At 68.8% G+C, this 23,316-nt stretch carries 21 protein-coding genes and 1 riboswitch; of the genes, 13 read left to right on the top strand and 8 right to left on the bottom strand.

From position 1 onward, the window contains the following. The first annotated feature begins 193 nt into the window (after positions 1-193). The 4 genes from ctaC (at position 194) to ABD350_RS01460 (ending at position 4,671) form a co-directional block, all read left to right on the top strand. Positions 194-1,153, top strand: a complete 960-nt coding sequence (gene ctaC, locus ABD350_RS01475) for an aa3-type cytochrome oxidase subunit II (protein ID WP_344345573.1) — start codon at positions 194-196, stop codon at positions 1,151-1,153. Beyond that, complete coding sequence (ctaD, locus tag ABD350_RS01470; protein WP_344345571.1) at positions 1,150-2,883, top strand: aa3-type cytochrome oxidase subunit I; 1,734 nt, start codon at positions 1,150-1,152, stop codon at positions 2,881-2,883. The genes ctaC and ctaD overlap by 4 nt, the downstream gene beginning before the upstream one ends. After that, the gene (locus ABD350_RS01465) at positions 2,880-3,278 is read left to right on the top strand and encodes a cytochrome c oxidase subunit 4 (RefSeq protein ID WP_030616654.1); all 399 of its coding nucleotides are present in this window, start codon (positions 2,880-2,882) and stop codon (positions 3,276-3,278) included. The genes ctaD and ABD350_RS01465 overlap by 4 nt, the downstream gene beginning before the upstream one ends. A gap of 130 nt (positions 3,279-3,408) precedes the next feature. Further along, entirely contained in the window at positions 3,409-4,671 is a 1,263-nt protein-coding gene (locus ABD350_RS01460; protein ID WP_344345568.1) for a L,D-transpeptidase, read from the top strand. Positions 4,672-4,772: 101 nt separating this feature from the next. Here the strand turns inward: ABD350_RS01460 and ABD350_RS01455 are convergent, their stop codons facing one another. Further along, entirely contained in the window at positions 4,773-5,174 is a 402-nt protein-coding gene (locus tag ABD350_RS01455; protein WP_344345566.1) for a response regulator, read from the bottom strand. A gap of 154 nt (positions 5,175-5,328) precedes the next feature. Between ABD350_RS01455 and ctaE the strand changes: the two genes are divergently transcribed. From ctaE to idi, 6 genes are all read left to right on the top strand, one after another. After that, entirely contained in the window at positions 5,329-5,949 is a 621-nt protein-coding gene (ctaE, locus tag ABD350_RS01450) for an aa3-type cytochrome oxidase subunit III (protein WP_030616646.1), read from the top strand. Between the two features lie 62 nt (positions 5,950-6,011). Next, a complete protein-coding gene (gene qcrC / locus ABD350_RS01445; protein ID WP_344345563.1) occupies positions 6,012-6,824 on the top strand; it encodes a cytochrome bc1 complex diheme cytochrome c subunit in 813 nt (270 codons plus the stop codon). Next, positions 6,821-7,879, top strand: a complete 1,059-nt coding sequence (gene qcrA / locus ABD350_RS01440; RefSeq protein WP_344345561.1) for a cytochrome bc1 complex Rieske iron-sulfur subunit — start codon at positions 6,821-6,823, stop codon at positions 7,877-7,879. The genes qcrC and qcrA (ABD350_RS01440) overlap by 4 nt, the downstream gene beginning before the upstream one ends. Further along, entirely contained in the window at positions 7,876-9,534 is a 1,659-nt protein-coding gene (qcrB, locus tag ABD350_RS01435) for a cytochrome bc1 complex cytochrome b subunit (protein WP_344345559.1), read from the top strand. The genes qcrA (ABD350_RS01440) and qcrB (ABD350_RS01435) overlap by 4 nt, the downstream gene beginning before the upstream one ends. A 201-nt stretch (positions 9,535-9,735) precedes the next feature. Next, positions 9,736-10,998, top strand: a complete 1,263-nt coding sequence (locus ABD350_RS01430) for a cytochrome P450 (RefSeq protein WP_344345557.1) — start codon at positions 9,736-9,738, stop codon at positions 10,996-10,998. Next, on the top strand, positions 10,995-11,567 hold the full coding sequence (idi, locus tag ABD350_RS01425; protein WP_344345555.1) for an isopentenyl-diphosphate Delta-isomerase: 573 nt from the start codon (positions 10,995-10,997) through the stop codon (positions 11,565-11,567). The genes ABD350_RS01430 and idi overlap by 4 nt, the downstream gene beginning before the upstream one ends. Positions 11,568-11,643: 76 nt before the next feature. Here idi and ABD350_RS01420 read toward each other — a convergent pair whose 3' ends face one another. The 7 genes from ABD350_RS01420 to ABD350_RS01390 all read right to left on the bottom strand — a co-directional run bounded on the left by ABD350_RS01420 (position 11,644) and on the right by ABD350_RS01390 (position 18,578). Continuing rightward, entirely contained in the window at positions 11,644-12,621 is a 978-nt protein-coding gene (locus ABD350_RS01420; protein WP_344345553.1) for an aminotransferase class I/II-fold pyridoxal phosphate-dependent enzyme, read from the bottom strand. Next, the gene (locus tag ABD350_RS01415; protein WP_344345551.1) at positions 12,621-12,860 is read right to left on the bottom strand and encodes an acyl carrier protein; all 240 of its coding nucleotides are present in this window, start codon (positions 12,858-12,860) and stop codon (positions 12,621-12,623) included. Before ABD350_RS01415 ends, ABD350_RS01420 begins: the two co-directional genes overlap by 1 nt. A 25-nt stretch (positions 12,861-12,885) precedes the next feature. Continuing rightward, positions 12,886-13,896 (bottom strand): beta-ketoacyl-ACP synthase III, encoded by a 1,011-nt coding sequence (locus ABD350_RS01410; protein ID WP_344345549.1) that lies wholly within the window; start codon positions 13,894-13,896, stop codon positions 12,886-12,888. Beyond that, complete coding sequence (locus ABD350_RS01405; protein WP_344345547.1) at positions 13,893-14,906, bottom strand: phytoene/squalene synthase family protein; 1,014 nt, start codon at positions 14,904-14,906, stop codon at positions 13,893-13,895. The genes ABD350_RS01410 and ABD350_RS01405 overlap by 4 nt, the downstream gene beginning before the upstream one ends. 108 nt (positions 14,907-15,014) lie before the next feature. Then, entirely contained in the window at positions 15,015-16,793 is a 1,779-nt protein-coding gene (locus tag ABD350_RS01400; RefSeq protein ID WP_344345545.1) for a thiamine pyrophosphate-binding protein, read from the bottom strand. 72 nt (positions 16,794-16,865) lie between these two features. Further along, positions 16,866-17,546 (bottom strand): hypothetical protein, encoded by a 681-nt coding sequence (locus ABD350_RS01395; RefSeq protein ID WP_229896674.1) that lies wholly within the window; start codon positions 17,544-17,546, stop codon positions 16,866-16,868. A gap of 72 nt (positions 17,547-17,618) precedes the next feature. Next, positions 17,619-18,578: a 3-oxoacyl-ACP synthase III family protein gene (locus tag ABD350_RS01390; RefSeq protein ID WP_344345542.1), complete on the bottom strand. Its 960-nt coding sequence runs from the start codon at positions 18,576-18,578 to the stop codon at positions 17,619-17,621. A gap of 612 nt (positions 18,579-19,190) precedes the next feature. Here ABD350_RS01390 and qcrA (ABD350_RS01385) point away from each other — a divergent pair. The 3 genes from qcrA (ABD350_RS01385) (at position 19,191) to trpD (ending at position 23,085) form a co-directional block, all read left to right on the top strand. Beyond that, positions 19,191-20,258 (top strand): cytochrome bc1 complex Rieske iron-sulfur subunit, encoded by a 1,068-nt coding sequence (gene qcrA, locus ABD350_RS01385; protein ID WP_344345540.1) that lies wholly within the window; start codon positions 19,191-19,193, stop codon positions 20,256-20,258. Continuing rightward, positions 20,255-21,910: a cytochrome bc1 complex cytochrome b subunit gene (gene qcrB / locus ABD350_RS01380; RefSeq protein ID WP_344345538.1), complete on the top strand. Its 1,656-nt coding sequence runs from the start codon at positions 20,255-20,257 to the stop codon at positions 21,908-21,910. Before qcrA (ABD350_RS01385) ends, qcrB (ABD350_RS01380) begins: the two co-directional genes overlap by 4 nt. A gap of 110 nt (positions 21,911-22,020) precedes the next feature. Continuing rightward, the gene (gene trpD, locus ABD350_RS01375; RefSeq protein WP_344345536.1) at positions 22,021-23,085 is read left to right on the top strand and encodes an anthranilate phosphoribosyltransferase; all 1,065 of its coding nucleotides are present in this window, start codon (positions 22,021-22,023) and stop codon (positions 23,083-23,085) included. Between the two features lie 80 nt (positions 23,086-23,165). Further along, positions 23,166-23,282: riboswitch (SAM riboswitch) on the top strand. Positions 23,283-23,316: the final 34 nt, after the last annotated feature.

Here is a 23,316-nt window from a genome sequence, read left to right as displayed (position 1 = left end):
CACGACACACCCGCAGCCGCCAATCAAGCGAACCACCCCACCCAGTAGGCACCCCTCCTCGCGAACCCTCGGAGAGGGTGGGCTAGGGTTTGGTCCGCATAAACATCCAAACCCCTGCCCGACGCAGGGCGGCGACCGACCAGCGAGAAGGCCGCAGCCGACCGCGCGGGCGAGACTCTCGGGAAGGCGCTACGTGAGTCCCAACGGCTCCGACCGCTCGCCGCGGCGCCCGATGCGGCGGAAGCTGCTGCAGGCACTGACCGCGGGCCTGGTCCTGGCGACCGCAACCGGTTGCACATACAAGGACTTCCCCCGCCTTGGCATGCCCACCCCGACCACGGAAGAGGCTCCGCGGATCCTCTCCCTGTGGCAGGGCTCCTGGGCTGCCGCGCTCGCCGTCGGCGTGCTGGTGTGGGGCCTGATCCTGTGGAGTGCTTTCTTCCACCGGCGCAGCCGCACCAAGGTCGAGGTTCCTCCGCAGACGCGATACAACATGCCGATCGAGGCCCTGTACACAGTGGTCCCGATCATCATCATCTCGGTGCTCTTCTACTTCACGGCCCGGGACGAGTCGAAGCTCCTGGACACCTCCAAGAAGCCCGACGTCACGGTCAACGTGGTCGGTTTCCAGTGGAGCTGGGGCTTCAACTACATCGAGAACGTCCCCGGTGCCACCGGCGATGCCAAGACCGACAAGAACCTGGACGCCATTCCGGACCGGTTCAAGAAGGACTTCCCGGCGAACGCCGGCGGCGTCTACGACGTCGGCACGCCCGGCACGCGGAACCCGCAGACGAACAACCCCGGTCCGACGCTCTGGCTTCCCAAGGGCAAGACGGTCCGCTTCGTCCTGACCTCGCGTGACGTCATCCACTCCTTCTGGGTGGTGCCGTTCCTCATGAAGCAGGACGTCATCCCGGGCCACACCAACGCCTTCCAGGTGACCCCCAACAAGGAGGGCACCTTCCTCGGCAAGTGCGCCGAGCTCTGCGGCGTCGACCACTCCCGGATGCTGTTCAACGTGAAGGTCGTCTCCCCCGAGCGTTACGAGCAGCACCTCAAGGACCTCGCCAAGAAGGGGCAGACCGGTTACATTCCCGCCGGCATCGCGCAGACGAGCCACGAGAAGAACCGGGAGACGAACAACCTGTGAGCATCCTCAACGAACCCCAGGGTGCCGCGGCAGCAGGGTCCCACTACGAGGACGAGCTGCCGGTCCGGCGCCAGCGCCGCGGTGAAGTCGTCGTCAAGTGGCTGACGACCACCGACCACAAGACGATCGGCACGCTGTACCTGGCGACGTCTTTCGCGTTCTTCCTGATCGGTGGCGTGATGGCGCTCGTCATGCGCGCCGAGCTGGCCCGGCCGGGTCTGCAGATCATGTCGAACGAGCAGTTCAACCAGGCGTTCACGATGCACGGCACGATCATGCTGCTGATGTTCGCGACGCCGCTGTTCGCCGGTTTCGCCAACTGGATCATGCCGCTGCAGATCGGCGCGCCCGACGTGGCGTTCCCGCGGCTGAACATGTTCGCCTACTGGCTCTACCTGTTCGGCTCCCTCATCGCGGTGGCCGGCTTCCTCACCCCGCAGGGTGCGGCCGACTTCGGCTGGTTCGCCTACTCCCCGCTGTCGGACGCGGTCCGCTCGCCGGGCGTCGGCGCCGACATGTGGATCATGGGTCTGGCCTTCTCCGGCTTCGGCACGATCCTCGGCTCGGTCAACTTCATCACCACGATCATCTGCATGCGCGCTCCCGGCATGACGATGTTCCGCATGCCGATCTTCGTGTGGAACGTGCTGCTGACCGGTGTGCTGGTCCTGCTGGCCTTCCCGGTGCTGGCCGCCGCGCTGTTCGCCCTGGAGGCGGACCGGAAGTTCGGCGCCCACATCTTCGACGCGGCCAACGGCGGCGCACTGCTGTGGCAACACCTCTTCTGGTTCTTCGGACACCCAGAGGTGTACATCATCGCCCTGCCGTTCTTCGGCATCATCTCCGAAGTCATTCCGGTGTTCTCCCGTAAGCCGATGTTCGGCTACATGGGTCTGATCGCCGCGACGATCGCGATCGCCGGTCTGTCCGTGACCGTGTGGGCCCACCACATGTACGTCACCGGCGGGGTGCTGCTGCCGTTCTTCTCCTTCATGACCTTCCTGATCGCCGTGCCGACCGGTGTGAAGTTCTTCAACTGGATCGGCACGATGTGGAAGGGCTCGCTCTCCTTCGAGACGCCGATGCTCTGGGCCACCGGCTTCCTGATCACCTTCACGTTCGGTGGTCTGACCGGTGTCATCCTGGCCTCGCCGCCCATGGACTTCCACGTCTCCGACTCGTACTTCGTGGTGGCCCACTTCCACTACGTGGTCTTCGGTACGGTCGTCTTCGCCATGTTCTCCGGCTTCCACTTCTGGTGGCCGAAGTGGACCGGCAAGATGCTGGACGAGCGTCTCGGCAAGATCACCTTCTGGACGCTGTTCATCGGCTTCCACGGCACCTTCCTGGTCCAGCACTGGCTGGGCGCCGAGGGCATGCCGCGCCGGTACGCCGACTACCTGAACGCCGACGGCTTCACCGCGCTGAACACGGTGTCGACCATCAGCTCCTTCCTGCTCGGCCTGTCGATCCTGCCGTTCCTCTACAACGTGTGGAAGACGGCCAAGTACGGCAAGCCGGTCGGTGTGGACGACCCGTGGGGCTACGGCCGCTCGCTGGAGTGGGCGACCTCCTGCCCGCCGCCGCGGCACAACTTCCTCACCCTGCCGCGGATCCGCAGCGAATCCCCGGCGTTCGATCTGCACCACCCCGAGATCGCCGCGCTCGAACAGCTTGAGCACGCCGGTCACGGCACCGCCGTCGCGGGCAGCAAGGAGGCCGGCAAGTGAAGATCCAGGGTCGGATGTTCATCTGGCTGAGCGTCTTCATTCTGATCATGGCCATCGTGTATGGCGTGTGGTCGAAGGAGCCGGCCGGTACCACCGCGCTCTTCCTGGCCTTCGGCCTGGCCGTCATGATCGGCTTCTACCTGGGCTTCACCGCCCGGCGGGTCGACGCGGGCGCCCAGGACGACAAGGAGGCCGACGTCGCGGACGACGCGGGCGAGCTGGGCTTCTTCAGCCCGCACAGCTGGCAGCCGCTCATGCTGGGCTTCGGCGGTGCGATCGCCTTCCTCAGCATCGCGGTCGGCTGGTGGCTGATCTACTTCTCCGCCCCGTTCATCCTGATCGGTCTGTTCGGCTGGGTGTTCGAGTACTACCACGGTGAGAACCGGACCCAGTAGGGCGCCGGACGCACCGGGAGCCCGGACCTTCCTCACGGAGGGTCCGGGCTCCACTCGTTTGCCGGAGCACCGTTCGCTCGGATGAGTGACCCACCGTGCCGGTAGTCACTTCATCTCATAGCGTCATCATATGAACCACATTGCGCGGACCCGTACCGTCGTCGGCTGCACCCTGCTGGTGACCGCCCTCGGTGCGGGCGTCACCGCTTGCGGTTCGGACGGCAACCCCCTGTCGGCCAGGCCGTACGACGCAGCGGACCTGATCTCCTTCAACGGCCCCACCGAAGCGGGCAAGCGAGCCGACCCGGACAAGCCCCTGGAGGTCACCGCCAACAGCGGTGAGGGCCGGATCACGGACGTCACCGCCCGGGACTCCACAGGGCGTTATGTGACGGGCGAACTGGCCGCCGACGGCAGCCGGTGGCACAGCACCTCCCCGCTGGCCGCGGACGCCCACTACACGGTCACGGTGAGCACCGAGGACGAGGACGGCGCCCCCGGCCGCAAGACCCTCGCGTTCGACACCAGCAAGCCCGCCGGCAACAAGCGCCTGGGCGTCACCTTCGGGCCGGGCACGGGCACCTACGGCGTCGGGCAGCCCATCACGGCCCAACTGGACCAGGCGGTCAAGGGCAAGGCGCAGCGCGCCATCGTGGAGCGGGGGCTGCGGGTGGAGTCCGCGCCGGCCGTGCCGGGCTCCTGGTACTGGGTGAACGACAAGGAACTCCATTACCGGCCCAAGGAGTACTGGCCGGCCCATGCGACCATCCGGGCGCACAGCAACCTGGACGGCGTCCGCGTGGGCGACCGGCTGTGGGGCGGGAAGACCAAGCCGCTGAAGATCACCACGGGGGACCGGGTCGAGGTCGTCACGGACGCCGCCGCGCACCAGCTGACGTACTACAAGAACGGTGAGCCCGTCGAGCAGATCCCGGTCACCGCCGGCAAGCCCGGCTTCGAGACCCGCAACGGCGTCAAGGTCGTGCTGGAGAAGCAGTACTTCGTACGGATGCGCGGCACCACCGTCGGCATCGCCGAGGGCACCTCGGACTCCTACGACCTGCCGGTGTACTACGCCACCCGGGTCACCTGGTCCGGCGAGTACGTCCACGCCGCCCCCTGGTCCGTCGGCTCCCAGGGCTACGAGAACGTCAGCCACGGCTGCGTCGGGATGAACACGGCCAACGCCGAATGGCTCTACGACAACATCCGCGAGGGCGACATCGTCAAGGTCGTCAACTCCCAGGGCCAGACCATGGAACCCTTCGGCAACGGCTTCGGGGACTGGAACGTCGACTGGGAGAAGTGGCGCACGGGCAGCGCCCTGACGACCAAGACCCCGGACGGCCCGGCACCGGCGGAAGCGGTACGCCTCCAGCCGAGGGCCGCGTAAGCGCCCCGAAAGGGGGGCGGGGAACGGCGCGACAAGCCACGACGAACCGGCGGTCGCGCACGCTCCTTCGCGCCCCGGGCTTCTTGGGCGCTCCCGGCCCCCTACGCGCCCACAAGCCTCTTCTGGCGCAGCAGAGAGGCCAGCGCGGAGGCGAACTCCACCGGATCCACCGGCAGCGTCACCGCCGCGTCCGCACGGCTCCACGTGGCCAGCCACGCGTCCTGCGGCCGCCCCATGAGCAGCAGCACCGGCGGGCAGCCGAACACCTCGTCCTTGATCTGCCGGCACACGCCCATGCCGCCCATCGGCACGGCCTCGCCGTCCAGCACGCAGACGTCGATGCCCCCCTTGTCCAGCTCCCGCACCACCGCGTCCGGGGTCGCGCACTCCACGAACTCCACCAAGGGGACGTCCGGGGCGGGCCGGCGCCCCGCGGCCAGCCGTACTTGCTCGCGAGTGGTGGAGTCGTCGCTATAGACCAGCACCGTGGCGGTCGGCTGCATTGTTCCTCCGGGACGTCGGCGTCGTACGGACGGGACGGGCAGGGCCGTCTGGGCGGATGTTACTCCCCCGAACACCACGTCAGCACCGGTTCGGCGGGCGGCAACACTCCGAACGGCACCCCCCGGAGTGAGCGCGAGATAAGCGACCGACATAATGTCGGTCGTGGCGACAGCAACGACAGTAGAAACCGGGCACGCGCACCCGTCGGTCAATCGGCCGAACCTCACCAGCGTCGGAACCATCATCTGGCTGAGTTCCGAGCTGATGTTCTTCGCGGCCCTCTTCGCGATGTACTTCACCCTCCGGTCGGTGACCGGACCGGATCACTGGAAGGAGATGGCGCACGCGCTCAACGTGCCCTTCTCCGCGACGAACACCACGATCCTGGTGCTCTCCTCCCTCACCTGCCAGCTCGGCGTGTTCGCGGCCGAGCGCGGCGATGTGAAGAAGCTCCGTGGCTGGTTCATCCTCACCTTCATCATGGGTGCGATCTTCATCGGCGGTCAGATCTACGAGTACACCGAGCTGGTGAAGAAGGACGGCATCTCGCTGTCCTCGGACCCGTACGGCTCGGTGTTCTACCTGACCACCGGCTTCCACGGCCTGCACGTGACGGGCGGCCTCATCGCCTTCCTGCTGGTCCTCGGCCGTACCTACATGGCCAAGAGGTTCACCCACGAGCAGGCGACCGCCGCCATCGTCGTGTCCTACTACTGGCACTTCGTCGATGTCGTCTGGATCGGCCTCTTCGCCACGATCTACCTGATCAAGTAGCCGGGATCGCTCCCGCACATCCAGAAGCACCGACGCAGAAGATCCTGACACCGGGGTAATCCGTGAAAAAGCTCTCCGCACGACGACGCCATCCGCTGGCGGCGGTCGTCGTCCTACTCCTCGCGCTGGCGGCCACTGGGGGGCTGTACGCCGCGTTCGCGCCTGCGGGCAAGGCGCAGGCCGATGAATCCTCCCAGTCCCTGACCATCAAGGAGGGCAAGAAGCTCTACGAGGTCGGCTGCGCCAGCTGCCACGGCACCGGTGGCCAGGGCTCCTCCGACGGCCCGAGCCTCGTCGGCGTCGGCGCCGCGGCCGTCGACTTCCAGGTCGGCACCGGCCGTATGCCCGCCGCGACCTCGCAGGGCGCCCAGGTCCCGCGCAAGAAGCCCACCTACACGCAGGCCCAGATCGACCAGCTCGCCGCGTACGTCGCGTCGCTGGGCGCCGGCCCGAGCGTGCCCACCAAGCAGCAGTACGGCCCCGGCGGCGCGGACATCGCCAAGGGTGGCGAGCTGTTCCGCACCAACTGCGCGCAGTGCCACAACTTCACCGGCAAGGGCGGTGCCCTGACCAAGGGCAAGTTCGCCCCGACGCTGGAGGGTGTCGCTCCGAAGCACATCTACGAGGCCATGCAGACCGGCCCGCAGAACATGCCGTCCTTCCCCGACACCACGATGTCGGAGAAGAACAAGAAGGACATCATCGCGTACCTGAACGCGGTCAACGGCGACAAGACGGAGAACCCGGGTGGTCTGGAGCTGGGCGGCCTCGGGCCGGTCAGTGAGGGTCTGTTCGGCTGGATCTTCGGCCTCGGCACGCTGATCGCGGTCGCCGTCTGGGTCGCCGCTCGGACCGCAAAGGCCAAGAAGTCATGAGTAGCCAAGACATTCCTGAAGAGAACCTGCCCGCTGAGCAGGACCACGCGCACGGCGCGGTAGCGACCGCGGACGAGGAGAACCCGTTCGCGGACCCGGGGCTGCCGCCGCACGAGCACCGGATCCAGGACATCGACGAGCGGGCCGCGAAGCGGTCCGAGCGCGCGGTGGCGTTCCTGTTCACGGTGTCGATGCTGGCCACCATCGGCTTCATCGTCTCGTACCTGGCGATCCCGAACGACAAGTCGATCTTCGTCTTCCCGATCGGGCACCTGAGCGCGATGAACTTCGCGCTGGGGCTGACGCTGGGTGTGGCGCTGTTCTGCATCGGCGCGGGCGCGGTCCACTGGGCCCGCACGCTGATGTCGGACGTGGAGGTCGCCGACGACCGGCACCCGATCGAGGCGGCGCCGGAGGTGCGGGCGAAGGTCCACGCGGACTTCCGCCAGGGTGCCGCGGAGTCCGGCTTCGGCCGTCGCAAGCTGATCCGCAACACCATGTTCGGCGCGATGGCGCTGGTGCCGCTCTCCGGCGTGATGCTGCTGGGCGGTCTGGGTCCGGCGCCGAAGACGAAGCTGCGGCACACGATGTGGGCCAAGGGCAAGCGCCTGGTCAACATGAACACCAACCAGCCGCTGCGTCCCGAGGACGTGGCCGTCGGCTCGCTGACCTTCGCCATGCCCGACGGTATGTCGGAGCACGACGAGGACTTCCAGAACGAGATCGCCAAGGCGGCCCTGATGATCGTCCGGCTCCAGCCGAACGACATCAAGGACAAGCGCGAGCTCGACTGGTCGCACCAGGGCATCGTCGCGTACTCGAAGATCTGCACCCACGTGGGCTGCCCGATCTCGCTGTACGAGCAGCAGACGCACCACGTGCTGTGCCCGTGCCACCAGTCCACCTTCGACCTCACCGACGGCGCCCGAGTGATCTTCGGCCCCGCCGGCCACGCTCTGCCGCAGCTGCGGATCGGCGTGGACAGTGAGGGTTACCTCCAGGCGCTCGGCGACTTCGAGGAGCCCGTCGGTCCTGCTTTCTGGGAGCGCGGATGAGTACTGCACCGAACGAAACGCCTTCATCCGCCGCCGCGGCGGGCCGCTCTCGCGGGAAGGCACCGGCCGGCGAGCGCGTCGCCGACTGGGCCGACGGCCGGCTCGGGATCTACTCCCTGGCCAAGGCCAACATGCGCAAGATCTTCCCCGACCACTGGTCGTTCATGTTGGGCGAAGTGTGCATGTACAGCTTCATCATCATCATCCTGACGGGTGTCTATCTGACGCTGTTCTTCCACCCGTCGATGAACGAGGTGGAGTACCACGGCAGCTACGTCCCGCTCCAGGGACAGCTGATGTCCGAGGCGTTCAACTCGACCCTGCACATCTCCTTCGACGTGCGCGGTGGTCTGCTCATCCGGCAGATCCACCACTGGGGCGCGATCGTGTTCCTCGCGGGCATGTTCGTGCACATGATGCGCGTGTTCTTCACCGGCGCGTTCCGCAAGCCGCGTGAGGTCAACTGGCTGTTCGGCTTCCTGCTGTTCGTCCTGGGCATGTTCACCGGCTTCACCGGTTACTCGCTCCCGGACGATCTGCTCTCCGGCACCGGTGTGCGCATCGCCGAGGGCCTGGTGCTGTCCGTGCCGATCGTCGGCACGTACATCTCGTTCTTCCTCTTCGGCGGCGAGTTCCCCGGCCACGACTTCGTGGCCCGGTTCTACTCGATCCACATCCTGCTGCTGCCGGGCATCATGCTGGGCCTGATGGTGGCCCACCTGATCCTGGTCTTCTACCACAAGCACACGCAGTTCGCGGGTCCCGGCAAGACCGAGAAGAACGTCGTCGGCATGCCGCTGCTGCCGGTCTACATGGCCAAGGCCGGAGGCTTCTTCTTCCTGGTCTTCGGTGTCCTGGCGATGCTGGCCGCCATCGCGCAGATCAACCCGATCTGGGCGATGGGTCCCTACCGTCCGGACCAGGTGTCCACCGGCGCCCAGCCCGACTGGTACATGGGCTTCTCCGAGGGCTTCGTGCGTGTGATGCCGGGCTGGGAGATCAACTTCGCGGGCCACACGCTGGTCCTCGGTGTGCTCATCCCGCTGATCGTCTTCGGTCTGATGCTGGTCTCGATCGCGGTCTACCCGTTCATCGAGTCCTGGATCACCGGCGACAAGCGCGAGCACCACATCCTGGACCGCCCGCGCAACGCCCCGACGCGCACCGCTCTCGGTGTCGCCTGGCTGACGTTCTTCGCGATGGCCATGGTGGGTGGCGGCAACGACCTGTGGGCGACGCACTTCCACCTCTCGGTCAACGCCGTGACCTGGTTCATCCGGGTCTTCCTGTTCGCCGGCCCGGTCATCGCGTACATCGTCACCAAGCGGATCTGCCTCGGCCTGCAGCGCCGGGACCGCGACAAGGTGCTGCACGGTCGCGAGACCGGCATCATCAAGCGGCTGCCGCACGGTGAGTTCATCGAGGTGCACGAGCCGCTCAGCCAGGAGCAGCTGCACACGCTCACCGCGCACGAGCAGTACGCGCCGGCCGAGATCGGCCCGACGGTCGACGACAACGGCGTCGAGCGCAAAGTTCCGGCCTCGCAGAAGCTGCGGGCGAAGCTGTCCAACGCCTACTACGGCGAGGGCGCCCAGATCCCGAAGCCGAGGGCGGAGGAGTACAAGGAGATCACGAGCGGCCACGGCCACCACTGATCCGCCGTTACTGAACGCCACGAAGGCGGCCCCACGGACCCGGTCCGTGGGGCCGCCTTTTTGTGTACGGGATGTGTCCGCGGTTATCGACCCGTTATCCGGCTGTCGCCGGATCGACGCTATGATCACACTGTCGTGATCTTGAGCCGGGGCCAGAAGCCCGCGCGGGCCGCCCACGGCGTGATAATGGGGGAGTCACTGATGGCAGATCCTGCCGAGCCCGAATTCTCTTTCGATCCGACCGACCCCGGTTTCCGTCGGAACCCCTATCCGGTCTACGCGACACTCCGGGACCAGCACCCCGTCCTGGCGGGCCCGCTCAACTCCTGGGTGGTCAGCCGCTACGAGGACGTCGAGGCGCTGCTGCGTGACCGCCGGCTCGGCAAGGATCTCGGGGGCACCCAGTTCTTCGCCCAGGTGGCCGGCGGCGGCCCCGACGAGGAACCGCCGCCGTTCCTCGGTCTCGGCCTGGACGGCTGGGACGCCAACCTCTTCAGGCTGCTGGACCCGCCGGACCACACCAAGCTGCGCAACCTCGTCGCCGCGCCGTTCACCCCGTCCGCGGTGGAGGCGCTGATCAAGTCGGTCACCACGGTCGTGGACGAACTGCTGGCGGACCTCCCCGAGCGGTTCGACGTCATGGAGGTGCTGGCCTCCCAGCTGCCCGTGCGCGTGCTCGGCGACATGATGGGCATCGACCGCGAGGACCAGAAGCTCCTCGCCGCCTGGTCGACGGAGATCGCGCACATCCTGGAGCTGGGCGCCGCTCCGTCGGAGGACGTGGCGGTCGCCTGCCAGCGCGCGGTGGCGCAGTGCACCGAGTACTTCGTCAAGGTGCTCCGGGAGCGCGAGGGCGGGGACGGCACCGACCTGATCACCGAGCTGACCCGGGCCGGCGAGACCATCGAGGGCCTGACGATCCACCAGATCGCCGCGGTGTGCGTGCTGCTCATCGTGCCGGGCCTGGACACCTTCGCCAACCTCATCGGCAACGCCGCGGTCATGCTGGCCGAGCACCCGGACGTGCTGGAGCGGCTCGCCGCCGACCCCTCCCTCGCCGACGACGTGCTGGACGAGGTGCTGCGCCTGGAGCCGCCCACGCACGCCTCCTGGCGCGTGGTCAACGAGCCGATCACCCTGCACGGACAGACCATGGAGCGCGGTGCCGTGGTGCTGCTGATGCTGGCCGCGGCCAACCGGGACGAGCGGGCCTTCGACAACCCCGACACCCTGGCCCTCGGCAAGCACGGCCGCAAGCACCTGTCGTTCGGCCGCGGTATCCACTACTGCCTCGGCGACAACCTCTCCCGGCTGATGGCCAAGGAGGCGCTGATCGGTCTCGCGGCGCGCTGTGCCTCGATCAAGCCGGACGACGACGAGGTGGCGCTGAAGCCCGGCCTGTGGCTGCGCGGCCCGGCCCGGCTCCCCGTCACCACGACTCCCAGGGTGGGCTCCAGCCGATGACCACGCAAACCTCCGACAGCCCCGCGACGGAGCCGATCCTGCTCGAACTCGTCGACGAGGAGGGCCGGACGATCGGTGTCGCCGAGAAGCTCTCGGCACACCAGGCGCCCGGCCGTCTGCACCGGGCCTTCTCGGTGTTCCTGTTCGACGCCGAGGGACGCATGCTGCTCCAGCAGCGGGCACTGACCAAGTACCACTCGCCGGGCGTGTGGTCCAACACCTGCTGCGGGCACCCGTACCCGGACGAGCCCGCCCGGGAGGCGGCGGCCCGCCGCGTCGGCGAGGAACTGGGCCTGCACGGCATCCCGCTGGAGCCGGCCGGCACGGTCACCTACGAGCACCCGGACGAGATCTCCGGCCTGGTGGAGAAGGAGTACAACCACCTCTTCGTAGGCCTGGTGGAGGACACTCCGCGGCCGGACCCGTCCGAGATCCACGACTACCGGTTCGTGACCCCCGGCGAGCTGGCCGCGCTGCGCGCCGAGACCGGCTTCTCGGCCTGGTTCCCCACCGTTCTGGAGGCGGCCCTGCCGGGCGTACGGCGCGTCGCGCCGGGCGGCGGCTGGTGACGACCGGGTCCTGACACACGACAAGAGCCGCTGCCGGCGGGAGACCGTCGGCAGCGGCTCTTCACGTGTGGGCGGGTCAGACCAGGGCGCGCAGCACGCTGTCGTTGGCGTCGGTGTCGCCGACGGTGAGGCGGACGCCCTCGCCGGCGTAGACACGGGCCTGCACGCCCTCGCTCTCCAGGGCGAGACGGATCTCCTCGGTCCGCTCCGGTTCGTCCAGCCACAGGAAGTTGGTCTGGCTCGGCAGTACCTCCCAGCCGCCGCGGGCCAGCCCGCCGGCCAGCCGCTCGCGCTCGCCGACGATGACGGCGATCCGCTCCTCAAGCTCCGGCCGGGCGCGCAGCGAGGTCTCCACCGCCACCGCCGACAGGGTGCTGAGGGAGTACGGCAGCTGGTGGCGGCGGATCCGCGCGGCCCACTCCGGGGACGTCACGCCGTACCCGACGCGCATGTCGGCCAGCCCCCAGGCCTTGGAGAAGGTGCGCAGCACCAGCAGGTTCGGGAACTCCCGTATCCAGCGCAGCGAGTCCGTACGGCCCGAGGGGGCGACGAACTCGATGTACGCCTCGTCCAGGACCACCAGGACGTGCTCGGGGACCCGGCCGACGAACTCCTTCAGCTCGTCGCCGGGGACCAGCCGGCCGGTCGGGTTGTGCGGGTTGCACACGATGACCGCGTCCGCGTCCTGCACCGCCTTCGCCAGCGCGTCGAGGTCCTGGTGCCCGCCCGGCAGCAGGGGCACCTCGATGCGGCGCGCCCCCACCATGCCGGCGAGCAGGGGATAGGCATCGAAGTTGCGCCATCCGTATGCCAGCCCCCCGCCGGCGGACACACCCGCCTGGAGCGCCTGCAGCGCGACGCCCACGGAGCCCGCGCCGAGCACCACCTGCTCACCGGGCAGCCCCAGCCAGTCGGCGACGATCCCGCGCAGCCGCTCGGGATAGAACTCCGGGTACCGGTTGACCGCGGTGGCGTGCCGGGCGATCTCGGCGGCGACGGAGTCGAGCGGCGGCAGCGGGTGCTCGTTGAGGGTGAGCCGATGCGGCCGGGGCATCAGCCGACGCCCACCGAGGTGAGCAGATCACGCGCGTCCTGGAGCGTGGACTCGGCGCCGAGTTCGTTGCCGTTCAGCGTCGGGGTGGAGAACTGCCGCTCCAGGGCCACGATGAATTCGACGACCCCCATCGAGTCCATGCCGGCGTCTTTGAACGACGCGCCCTCGAAGAGGCGGTCGGTGGACTGGGGGAACCGCTCGTCGAGCAGCGCCTTCAGGTTCTGGTCGATGGTGTTCATGATTCTCTCTCTGTGGAGGGTGCCGTCAGCCGTCGATCACCGTGAGGCCGCCGGGCCAGGTGAGCAGTGCCGAGCCCCAGGTCAGTCCGCCGCCGAAGCCGGTGAGGACCACCGGGTCGCCCGCCCGCAGCCGCCCGTCGGCCGCACCCGCGGCGAGCGCGAGCGGGATGGAGGCGGCCACGGTGTTGCCGACCCGGTCGATGTTCTTCACCACGCGCTCGGTGGGCAGCCCCAGTTCCCGGGCGCAGGTGTCGAGGATCCTGACGTTCGCCTGGTGCGGGACCAGGTGGGCGAGGTCCTCGGGAGCCAGCGCGGCGGCGTCCAGGACCTTGCGCACCGACCCGGTCATGTACCGGACGGCACGGGTGAAGACCTGCGGGCCGTCCATGTGGAAGTACGCGTCGCCCGGAGCCGGTTCGGCTCCGCTCAGCCGCTGTTCGGAGCCCCCGCCGGGCACCGTGATGAGGTCCACGCCCGTGCCGTCGCTGCCCAGGTCGAAGCCGCGCAGGGCCCCCTCTTCGGCCTGGTCGCCGGCGCGCAGTACGACCGCGCCGGCGCCGTCACCGAAGATCACCCGGGTGGTGCGGTCCCCCGGGTCGAGGATGGTGGAGAAGGTGTCCGCCCCGATCACCAGCGCGCTGTCGGCGACCCGGCCGGCGATCAGCCCCGCCGCGGTGGCCAGCGCGTACACGAAGCCCGTGCACACCGCGGCCACGTCGAAGGCGCCGGTCCCGGTCAGCCCGAGCGCGGAGGCGACCACCGGGGCGGTCGCGGGGCAGGGGCGGTCCGGGGTGCTCGTGGCGACGACGACCACGTCCACGCGGTCGGTGCCGGCCGACTTCAGCGCCCGGCGCGCCGCCTCGGTGGCGAGGTGCCCGGTGCTCATGCCCGGCGACGCGATGTGCCGCCGGCCGATGCCGGTGCGGGTCCGGATCCACTCGTCGGAGGTGTCCAGTTCCGACGAGAGCATGTCGTTGGTGACCACCTGCGGCGGGAGCCAGGTGCCCAGGCCGCTCAGGACCGCCCCGCGGGTCATGCCCCGGTGCCCCGGTACGGCGGCCGGATGCGGTAACCGGCGCGGGTGGCCTGCTGGTTGGCGGTGCGGGCGCGGGCGATGGCCTTGGCCGTGCGCGGGATCATCCGGCCCGAGACGAAGTCCAGGCCGCGCCGGGGGTTCTTGAAGAACGCGTAGTCGTCCTTGACCAGCTCCGGGAACATGGAGTCGTGCGTCTGGATGTCGGTCTCCATGAAGATCCGCGCCGTCGGGTGCAGCGTCTGCGGCCAGGACCGGCCGGCGTCCATGTGCCTCCGCGCGATGTCGATCTCGAACTGGATCAGCTCGCGCAGGGAGTCGCTGATGTAGCCGCTGCCGATCTGGCGGTCGAGGTCCCTGCGGGTCAGGCCGAAGCGGGCCAGGTGGTCCAGCGGGAGGTACAGCCGGCCCAGGTCCAGGTCCTCGCGCAGGTCCCAGACGAAGTCCAGCAGCTGGAAGGCCGTGATGGTGTGCCGGCACAGCTCCTCGGCGTCCTCGGTCAGCGGCTCGAAGATCTGGTTGATCCAGATCGCGGGCAGCAGGGTGACCGTCTCCAGGAAGTCGTCCAGCTCCTCCTCGTTCGCGTACTCGTACGTCGTCAGGGCCTTGCGGTGGCCGTCGACGAACTCGGGTACGCGCAGGTAGGGCAGGTCCCAGGTGCGCAGGGTGTGGACCAGGGCGCGGGCGAGGGCGGCGTCCGTCTGCTCCGACAGCGACAGCGGGTGTTCGCTCGGCAGCTCCTCGCCCTTGGCGATGGCCATGTAGGTGCGCTGCCACTCGTCCAGCCGGCGAGCCCGGACATCGACGCTGAGGTTGATGTCGTCGGCCAGGTCGTCGATGTAGCAGACGAACGAGAAGAAGGTGTCGAAGTAGGGCCGCTTGGCCGGGTGCATCATGTAGCGGCCGAGGAAGCGGCCCCGCCCGATCCTGCGGAACAGCCGGGAGCTCGCGATGTAGTCGGCGCGCAGCCCGGAGTCCGTGATACCTGCGAGGTCCAGCTCTTGCACTGTCATGTGAGTTCTTTCCGGTGGGGCCCGCGCGTCCCCGCCGTCCCGCTCGGCCGGGTGCGGCGGCGGGACGGCTGACGGAACCGCGGACGGAGGCGTACGGAGGGCGACGCGTCAGAGGGCGCTGCCGGTCATCTCGCGGGAGACGGCGGCCTGTCGTTGCCTGGGCACCGACACGGTGGGGGCGTCGGCGGGCAGGAAGGAGGCGAAGGGCGGCTCCTCCTCCACGGTGAGCCGGAGTTCGAGGACCCCGGGCAGATGCGCGTGGCGCCGGTACTCCTCCAGCCGCCCGGCCAGCTCGGCGGCGGTCCCGGCACTGCCGACCCACAGCCGGTCGGGGGAGCCCAGGCCCCGCGCCACCGTGCACACGTCGACGGGCGTGTAGTCCACGGTGGTGATCCGGGAGTCGAAGAACCGCTGCTGGCGCGTGGCGCACATGCCGTGCATGCCGTTGTTGAAGACGACGTACAGGATGGGCAGGCCCAGCTCCACGGCGGTGTGCGTCTCCAGGCCGCTCATCAGGAACGCCCCGTCCCCGCAGAACACCACCGTCCGGGTGCCTTCCGGCGAGCCCAGCTGGGCGCCGACGGCCGCCCCGACGCTGTAGCCCATGCCGCCCATGCCCAGGGCGATGGTGGAGGAGGAGCCGGCCGGGACGGACCCGTAGTGCATGGCGGCGACGGCGCAGTTCCCGGCGTCGTAGAGCAGGTGGCCGCCCTGCGGCAGGTGTTCCTGGAGCAGCCGGACGGCCTCGCTCTGCAGCAGCGCGTCCTCGCCCGTCCCGCCGGTGCGCCCCGGGACGGGCACGGCGGGCCGGGCCACGAAGCGGGTCAGCTCGTAGCCGGCGACCGGCGGAGCCGTGAAGGGGCGTTGTGTCCTCAGCCGTTCCAGCAGCCGGAACACCTCGCCGATGTCCCCGCGGACCGTGGTGCCGGCGAGGTCCGACCGCTCGATCTCGCCGAGGTCGATGTTGACCGCGCCGGCCCGGGCCGGGTCCCAGTCGCCCAGCGCGCGCCGGGTCATCATGGCCAGGCCGGTGCCCACCAGGACCACGAAGTCCGACTTGGCCACGTACTCGGCGGCCGAGGGGTGGCCGCCCTCGCCGACGACGCCGAGGTACAGGTCGCTGTCGTTGGGGAACTCGCCGCGTGCGCCCATGGTGGTCACCACGGGGATCCGGGTCCGCTCGGCGAAGACGCGCACCGCCTCCGGGTCACAGGAGCGGCGGTTGCCGTGGCCGAGCAGCAGCACCGGGGCGTCGGCCCCGCGCAGCCGGTCGAAGAGGGCGGACACCTCCTGCCCGGGCAGTGGTTCGGGCTCGATGAAGGCGCCGAGGTGGGTCGGCCAGTCGGCCGGGAGGTCGCCGACCTCCAGCTCGTAGACGTCCCGGGGGAGCAGCAGGGCCACCGGGCCCTTGCGGCCGCCGAGGCAGGTGGAGACCGCGTCGCGCAGCAGGTCCCAGAAGCCCTCCGCCCCGGTGACCCGGACGGTCTTCTTGGTGACGGCGCTCAGCAGCGCCCGGGCGTCCACACTCCGGCCGATCCCGGAGGAGTCCTGGAAGGAGCCCCGGCCGTCCAGGGCGGCCGGCGGCTGCCCGACCAGCGCGAGGACCGGCACCGACTCCGCGTGGGACTCGGCCAGCCCGGCCACCAGGTTCATCATGCCGCCGCCGGAGGTCGAACAGCACACCCCCAGCGTGCGGTGCACCCGGGCGCGGGCGTCCGCCATGTTCGCCGCGCCGTCCTCCCGCTTCGCCAGCACGGACGTCAGACGGCCCTGACCGAGCCTTTCGATCGCATCGTGGACGTGCTCGATGTTCGCGCCACTGACTCCGAAAACGTACCTGGTGTCCAGGTCGCGCAGAACCGTGACCAAGGCATCGGCCAGCCGCATTGATCCCCCATGTGTGGCGTGTGCTTCGTCGTGGTGCTGAAGCGGGGCGGCCGGGGCCGCCCCGCGGCGGGCTCAGGCCTTGTCGGCGCCGAAGCGGTGCTCCAGGATCCGCTTGAGGTTGCCCATCTCGATGCTGTGGCCGGCGTGGAAGACGGGCCAGATGTCACCGACCCAGACGCGGTCGGTGCGGGCCCGGCCCTCGGCGATGTAGTCCGGGACGTTCTCCGTCGTACGGTCGTAGTACGGGTGCTTGCAGTTGGTCCACAGCACCACGGTGCCCGGCTTGTTGAGGACCTTCGACGAGTCGATGATCGTCATGTAGTACCGCATCCACAGCTCGTGGCCCTGGTCCCAGGCGCACGGGTAGACCACGAGACCGTGCTCGGGACCCTTCTGCGCGTCGGCGCGGATGTAGATGTCCGTGTTCGGCTGGATCATCTCGTCCGCGCGGTACAGACCGCCGCCGAGGTGCTTCATGTTGCGGATGCTGTACGTCCACTCCTCCAGGGAGCGGGCGTTGGCCGCGTACTCGAAGACGATGTCGTAGGGGACGTTGATGTGCTCGGCGAGGGAGCAGTACTGACCGAAGATCTCGCCGTGGTCGTACGTCTCCTTCGTCTTGCTCTCCATGAGCTTCATCATGTCGTCCATGCCGGTGTTCTCGTTCCACACCAGGTCCAGGCCCTCAAGGTCGGACCGGTCCAGGACGTAGTTCTGGGCCAGACCCGACTCGTCGGGAACGCGCTGGGACATACTTCTCCTCATGAAGTGGTAAAAGAATGAACGGAATGAAAGAGAACGGGCAGGCGGGGATGCCCCGGAAGATCAGTTCCAGCGCCAGACCATGGAACCGACGAGTTCTCCGCCGTGGGAGAAGGTCGCGAACGCGATGAGATCGCCGGGCGAGATCATCTTCTTGTCGAGGGCGTCGGCGAAAGTCACCGGAAGGGTGCCCTGGAACATGTTGCCGTAGGTGGCGAGCGTGTCGTGCGCCCGGGAATCGTCGAAACCGCAGCGCTTGCGCCACTCGGCGACGTATTTCTCGTTCGGCTGGTGGGTGATCAGGAAAGCGACGTCCTTGTTCTCCACACCGGCCTTCTCCAGCGCGATGTCGACCGCCTGGGGAAGCTGTTCCATGGTGACGGTGTACAGACGCGCCAGCATGGACTGGTCGAACTTCACGGTGAGCGCGCCGGAGCCGGCCGACCAGTAGGGGATCTCCATGCCCTCGACGGTGTCCGGCTCGACCTTGAGCGCTCCCCAGTTCTCCCCGAAGGCCTGCTCGTGGATGGAGAGGATGGTCGGCTCGTCGCCGGCCGTGACGAGGGTGGCGGACGCCCCGTCACCGAGCACCCGGGACTCGGGCGCCTTCTGGAACTCCTCGAGCCGGGACACGAAGTTGGTGACCGTGACCACCGCGACCGTACGGTACTGGCCCGAGTCGATGAAGGCCCGGGCCGTGTTGATGGAGGAGATCCAGGAGCAGCAGCCGTTGTCCACCTGGAGCACGGCCGCCTTGGTGGCGCCGACCGCGTACTGGATGGCCGTGCCCACGCCGGGTGAGAAGGCGTCGTTCAGCTGGGAGGCGCAGATGATGAGATCGACGTCGGCCGCCGGTACGCCGTTTCGCTCCAGCAGCTTCTCAAGTGCCTTCGCGCCCAGCCGGGCTGACGTGTAGTCGGGCCAGGCGAAGCGCCGCTCGTGCACGCCCGCGAAGAACGCGTGGTCGCCGAGATCGCCGCCCTCGCCCGGCAGCTCGCTGTTCCTGACCACCCGCTCCGGCATGAAATTAACCACGTCGACAATGCGAGTTTGTGACACGAATTTTTTCCCCGTCTTTGTGCTGGTGTAGCCCGCGGAAATGCCGATCGGACATACGTCGGGGCCCCGGGAGAACAATGAGAAAGCTCGTTGGCCGGTCCCGCTTCCCCCGTCGTGTGCGCTGGCGACGGAGGGGAATTCCCTTGCGCGGTGAGAACGAAAATCACCTTATGATCACGGCGATAACGGATCGATACCGGCGAGGTAACCAGATGATAACGTTCGGTCAGCTGTTTGGCCGAATCCCGCCATAACGCGGCGAGTTGATGACCCGTCGGGTTCCGCGATACGGCCGATTTACCGCAATGGGCCGCTAAACGTGAGCTTTCTAACGTCGATTCACAGGTGGCCGGATTACGGGTGGTGAACGAAACCTGGCCGGACGGCACCGGCCGGGCCGTGCGACGGCGCGCGCGGCCCTTCCGGCCGGGAGCGCGCGGGCCTTGCGGGGGAAGGGGCCGGCGGGCGGTCGCGGCCCTTGTGCGGAAACACCCCCGGCCGGAGTAATGGCCCGGCTATCCGGACAATCTACGTAGTACGGTGTGAATACACCAAACCACGGCGGTCTGGAGCACTATGGGAAACCGGGACATGCCGGAAGGGCGTCCGCGTGCCGAGCAGCCCGCCGGCGAAGGTGTGCACGGTGCCGTCTCCGTGGCCGACGAGGAGAACCCGTTCGCGGACCCCGGACTGCCGCCGCACGAGCACCGGATCCAGGACGTCGACGAGCGGGCCGCGAAGCGGTCCGAGCACACGGTGGCCCTGCTGTTCACCGTGTCGATGCTGGCGACCATCGGTTTCATCGTCGCCTACCTGCTGATTCCCCCCGACAAGTCGATTTTCGTCTTCCCGCTGGGCCGCATCGGCGCGATGAACTTCGCGTTGGGGCTGACGCTGGGTGTGGCGCTGTTCTGCATCGGCGCGGGCGCGGTCCACTGGGCCCGCACCTTGATGTCGGACGTGGAGACCGCCGACGACCGGCACCCGATCGAGGCGGCGCCCCAGGTGCGGGCGAAGGTCCACGCGGACTTCCGCCAGGGTGCCGCGGAGTCAGGTTTCGGCCGCCGCAAGCTGATCCGCACCACCCTGCTCGGTGCGATGGCGCTGGTGCCGCTGACCGGTCTGATGCTGCTCGGCGGCCTGGGGCCGGCACCCGGCACCAAGCTGCGCCACACCCTGTGGGCCAAGGGCAAGCGCCTGGCCGACATGAACACCGGCCGGCCGCTGCGCCCGGAAGACGTGACCGTCGGCTCGCTGACCTTCGCCATGCCCGAGGGCCTGTCCGAGCACGACGAGGACTTCCAGAACGAGATCGCCAAGGCGGCCCTGATGATCGTCCGGCTCCAGCCGGACGACATCAAGGACAAGCGCGAGCTCGACTGGTCGCACCAGGGCATCGTCGCCTACTCGAAGATCTGCACCCACGTGGGCTGCCCGATCTCGCTCTACGAACAGCAGACGCGCCACGTGCTGTGTCCCTGCCACCAGTCCACCTTCGACCTCACCGACGGCGCCCGAGTGATCTTCGGCCCCGCCGGCCACGCCCTGCCGCAGCTGCGCATCGGCGTGGACAACGAGGGTTACCTCCAGGCGCTCGGCGACTTCGAGGAGCCCGTCGGTCCTGCTTTCTGGGAGCGCGGATGAGTACTGCACCGAACGAAACCCCTCGACCCGGCGCGGCCGGCCGCCCCCGCGGGGCGGCACCGGCAGGCGAGCGCCTCGCCGACTGGGCCGACGGCCGGCTGGGGCTCTACACCCTGGCCAAGGCCAACATGCGCAAGATCTTCCCCGACCACTGGTCGTTCATGCTGGGCGAGATCTGCCTCTACTCGTTTCTGATCATCATCCTGACGGGCGTCTATCTGACGCTGTTCTTCCACCCGGCGATGAACGAGGTGGAGTACCACGGCGGCTACGTCCCGCTGCAGGGGCAGATGATGTCGGAGGCGTTCAGCTCGACCCTGCACATCTCCTTCGACGTGCGCGGCGGCCTGCTCGTCCGGCAGATCCACCACTGGGGCGCGGTCGTGTTCATCGCCGGGATGTTCGTGCACATGATGCGCGTGTTCTTCTCCGGCGCCTTCCGCAAGCCGCGCGAGCTGAACTGGCTGTTCGGCTTCCTGCTGCTCGTGCTCGGCATGTTCACCGGCTTCACCGGCTACTCGCTCCCGGACGACCTGCTCTCCGGCACCGGTGTCCGCTTCATGGAGGGCGCGATCCTGTCCGTGCCGATCGTCGGCACGTATCTGTCGTTCTTCCTCTTCGGCGGGGAGTTCCCCGGCCACGAGTTCGTGGCCCGCTTCTACACCATCCACATCCTGCTGCTGCCGGGCCTGATGCTGGGCCTGATGGTGGCCCACCTGATCCTGGTCTTCTACCACAAGCACACGCAGTTCGCGGGTCCCGGCAAGACCGAGAAGAACGTCGTCGGCATGCCGCTGCTGCCCGTCTACATGGCCAAGGCCGGAGGCTTCTTCTTCCTCGTCTTCGGCGTCCTCGCGGCCCTGGCCGCCATCGCCCAGATCAACCCGATCTGGGCGATCGGCCCCTACCGTCCCGACCAGGTCTCCACCGGCGCCCAGCCCGACTGGTACATGGGCATGGCCGAGGGCCTCATCCGCGCCATGCCGGGCTGGGAGATCAACTTCTGGGGCCACACCCTCGTGCTGGGCGTGTTCGTCCCGCTGGTCATGTTCGGCCTGATCCTCGCGGCCATCGCGGCCTACCCGTTCATCGAGGCGTGGATCACCCGCGACAAGCGCGAGCACCACATCCTGGACCGCCCGCGCAACGCCGCCACCCGCACCGCGTTCGGTGTCGCCTGGCTGACCGTGTACTTCGTGATGCTGATCGGCGGCGGCAACGACATCGTCGCCACCCACTTCCACCTGTCGATCAACGCCGTCACCTGGTTCGTCCGGATCGCCTACTTCGTCGGCCCGGTCATCGCCTTCATCGTCACCAAGCGGATCTGCCTCGGCCTGCAGCGCCGGGACCGCGACAAGGTGCTGCACGGCCGCGAGACCGGCATCGTCAAACGGCTCCCGCACGGCGAGTACATCGAGGTGCACGAGCCGCTCAGCCAGGAGCAGCTGCACACCCTCACCTCGCACAAGCAGTACGCACCGGCCGAGATCGGCCCGACGGTCGACGAGAACGGCGTCGAGCGCAAGGTTCCGGCCTCGGAGAAGCTGCGCGTGAAGCTGTCCCACGCCTACTACGGCGAGGAGAGCCAGATCCCCAAGCCGACCGTCGACGAGTACAAGGAGATCGCGAGCGGCCACGGCCACCACTGATCCCCGGCGCGCCGAGGGGCCCCGTCCGTGACCCGGACGGGGCCCCTCGGCGCGCGTCCGGCTGGATAGGGTGGTGTACGACGAGCAGGTATCTGGACAAGGAGCGGCTGATGAGCGCTGTGACCCCCGCTGGAGGCGACACCGCGGCGGGCCGCTCCTGGCCCGTCCTGCTGAACGGTCTGCTGGAGGGCCGGGACCTCGGCGCCGACGACACCGCGTGGGCGATGGACAAGATCATGCGGGGCGAGGCGACCGACGCGCAGATCGCCGGGTTCGCGGTGGCGCTGCGGGCGAAGGGGCAGACGGTCGAGGAGATCACCGGCCTGGTCCGCACGATGTACCGGCACGCGAACGTGATCGAGGTGCCCGGCCGCACCGTGGACATCGTCGGCACCGGCGGCGACGGGGCCAAGACGGTGAACATCTCCACGATGGCCTCGCTCGTCGTCGCCGGCACGGGCGCGAAGGTCGTCAAGCACGGCAACCGGGCCGCGTCCTCGGCGTCCGGCTCCTCCGACGTGCTGGAGAAGCTCGGGGTCAACCTCGACCTCACGCCCCGCCGGGTGGCCGAGGTCGCCGAGGAGGCCGGGATCACCTTCTGCTTCGCCGTGAAGTTCCACCCGGCGCTGCGTCATGTCGGCGCCGCGCGTGGGCAGTTGGGTATCCGAACGGTGTTCAACCTGCTCGGCCCGCTGACCAACCCGGCGCGGGTGCGGGCCCAGGCGGTCGGCGTGGCCGTCGCCCGCGAGGCCCCGATCGTCGCGGGCGTGCTCGCCGAACGCGGCAACTCCTCGCTGGTCTTCCGCGGTGACGACGGGCTGGACGAACTGACCACGACGGCCACCTCCCGGGTCTGGGTGGTGCGCGACGGCAAGGTCACCGAGGAGTCCTTCGACCCCCGGGACGTCGGCATCGACCTGGTCCCGGTGGAGGCCCTGCGCGGCGGCGACCCGGCCTACAACGCCCAGGTCGCCCGACGGCTGCTGGACGGCGAGCGGGGTGCCGTACGGGACGCCGTCCTGCTGAACGCGGCGGCGGCGCTGACGGCCCTGGACCCGACGGACGAGCCGCTCGCCGACCGGATCCGCGCGGGGCTGGCGAAGGCCGCCGAGTCCATCGACTCCGGGGCGGCCCGGCGGGCGCTGGAGCGCTGGGTGACCGCCAGCAACGCCTGACCGCCCGGCGGGGCGGGCCGTCCCGCGATCCGGACACCGGGTTGCGGGGCGGCGATCACTTCACGTACGTTCCTCTACCAGGTCATGAGTGACAGTCATGAGGCCCCGGCCGACTGTCCGGCAACCCTCCGTCCGTGGCGGGGTGCCCCGGGTGAAGACCAGGCCGCGGACAGCAAGGTCCGCGGCAAGCGCGGATCCCTCGTGCCACCAGGGATCCTGGTCGTCGAGGAG

The organism is Streptomyces nogalater (assembly GCF_039532885.1).
Classification (GTDB): Bacteria; Actinomycetota; Actinomycetes; order Streptomycetales; family Streptomycetaceae; genus Streptomyces; species Streptomyces nogalater.
The sequence above is the reverse complement of the archived record's forward strand: the minus strand, read 5'-3'. Positions and strand labels throughout refer to the sequence as shown.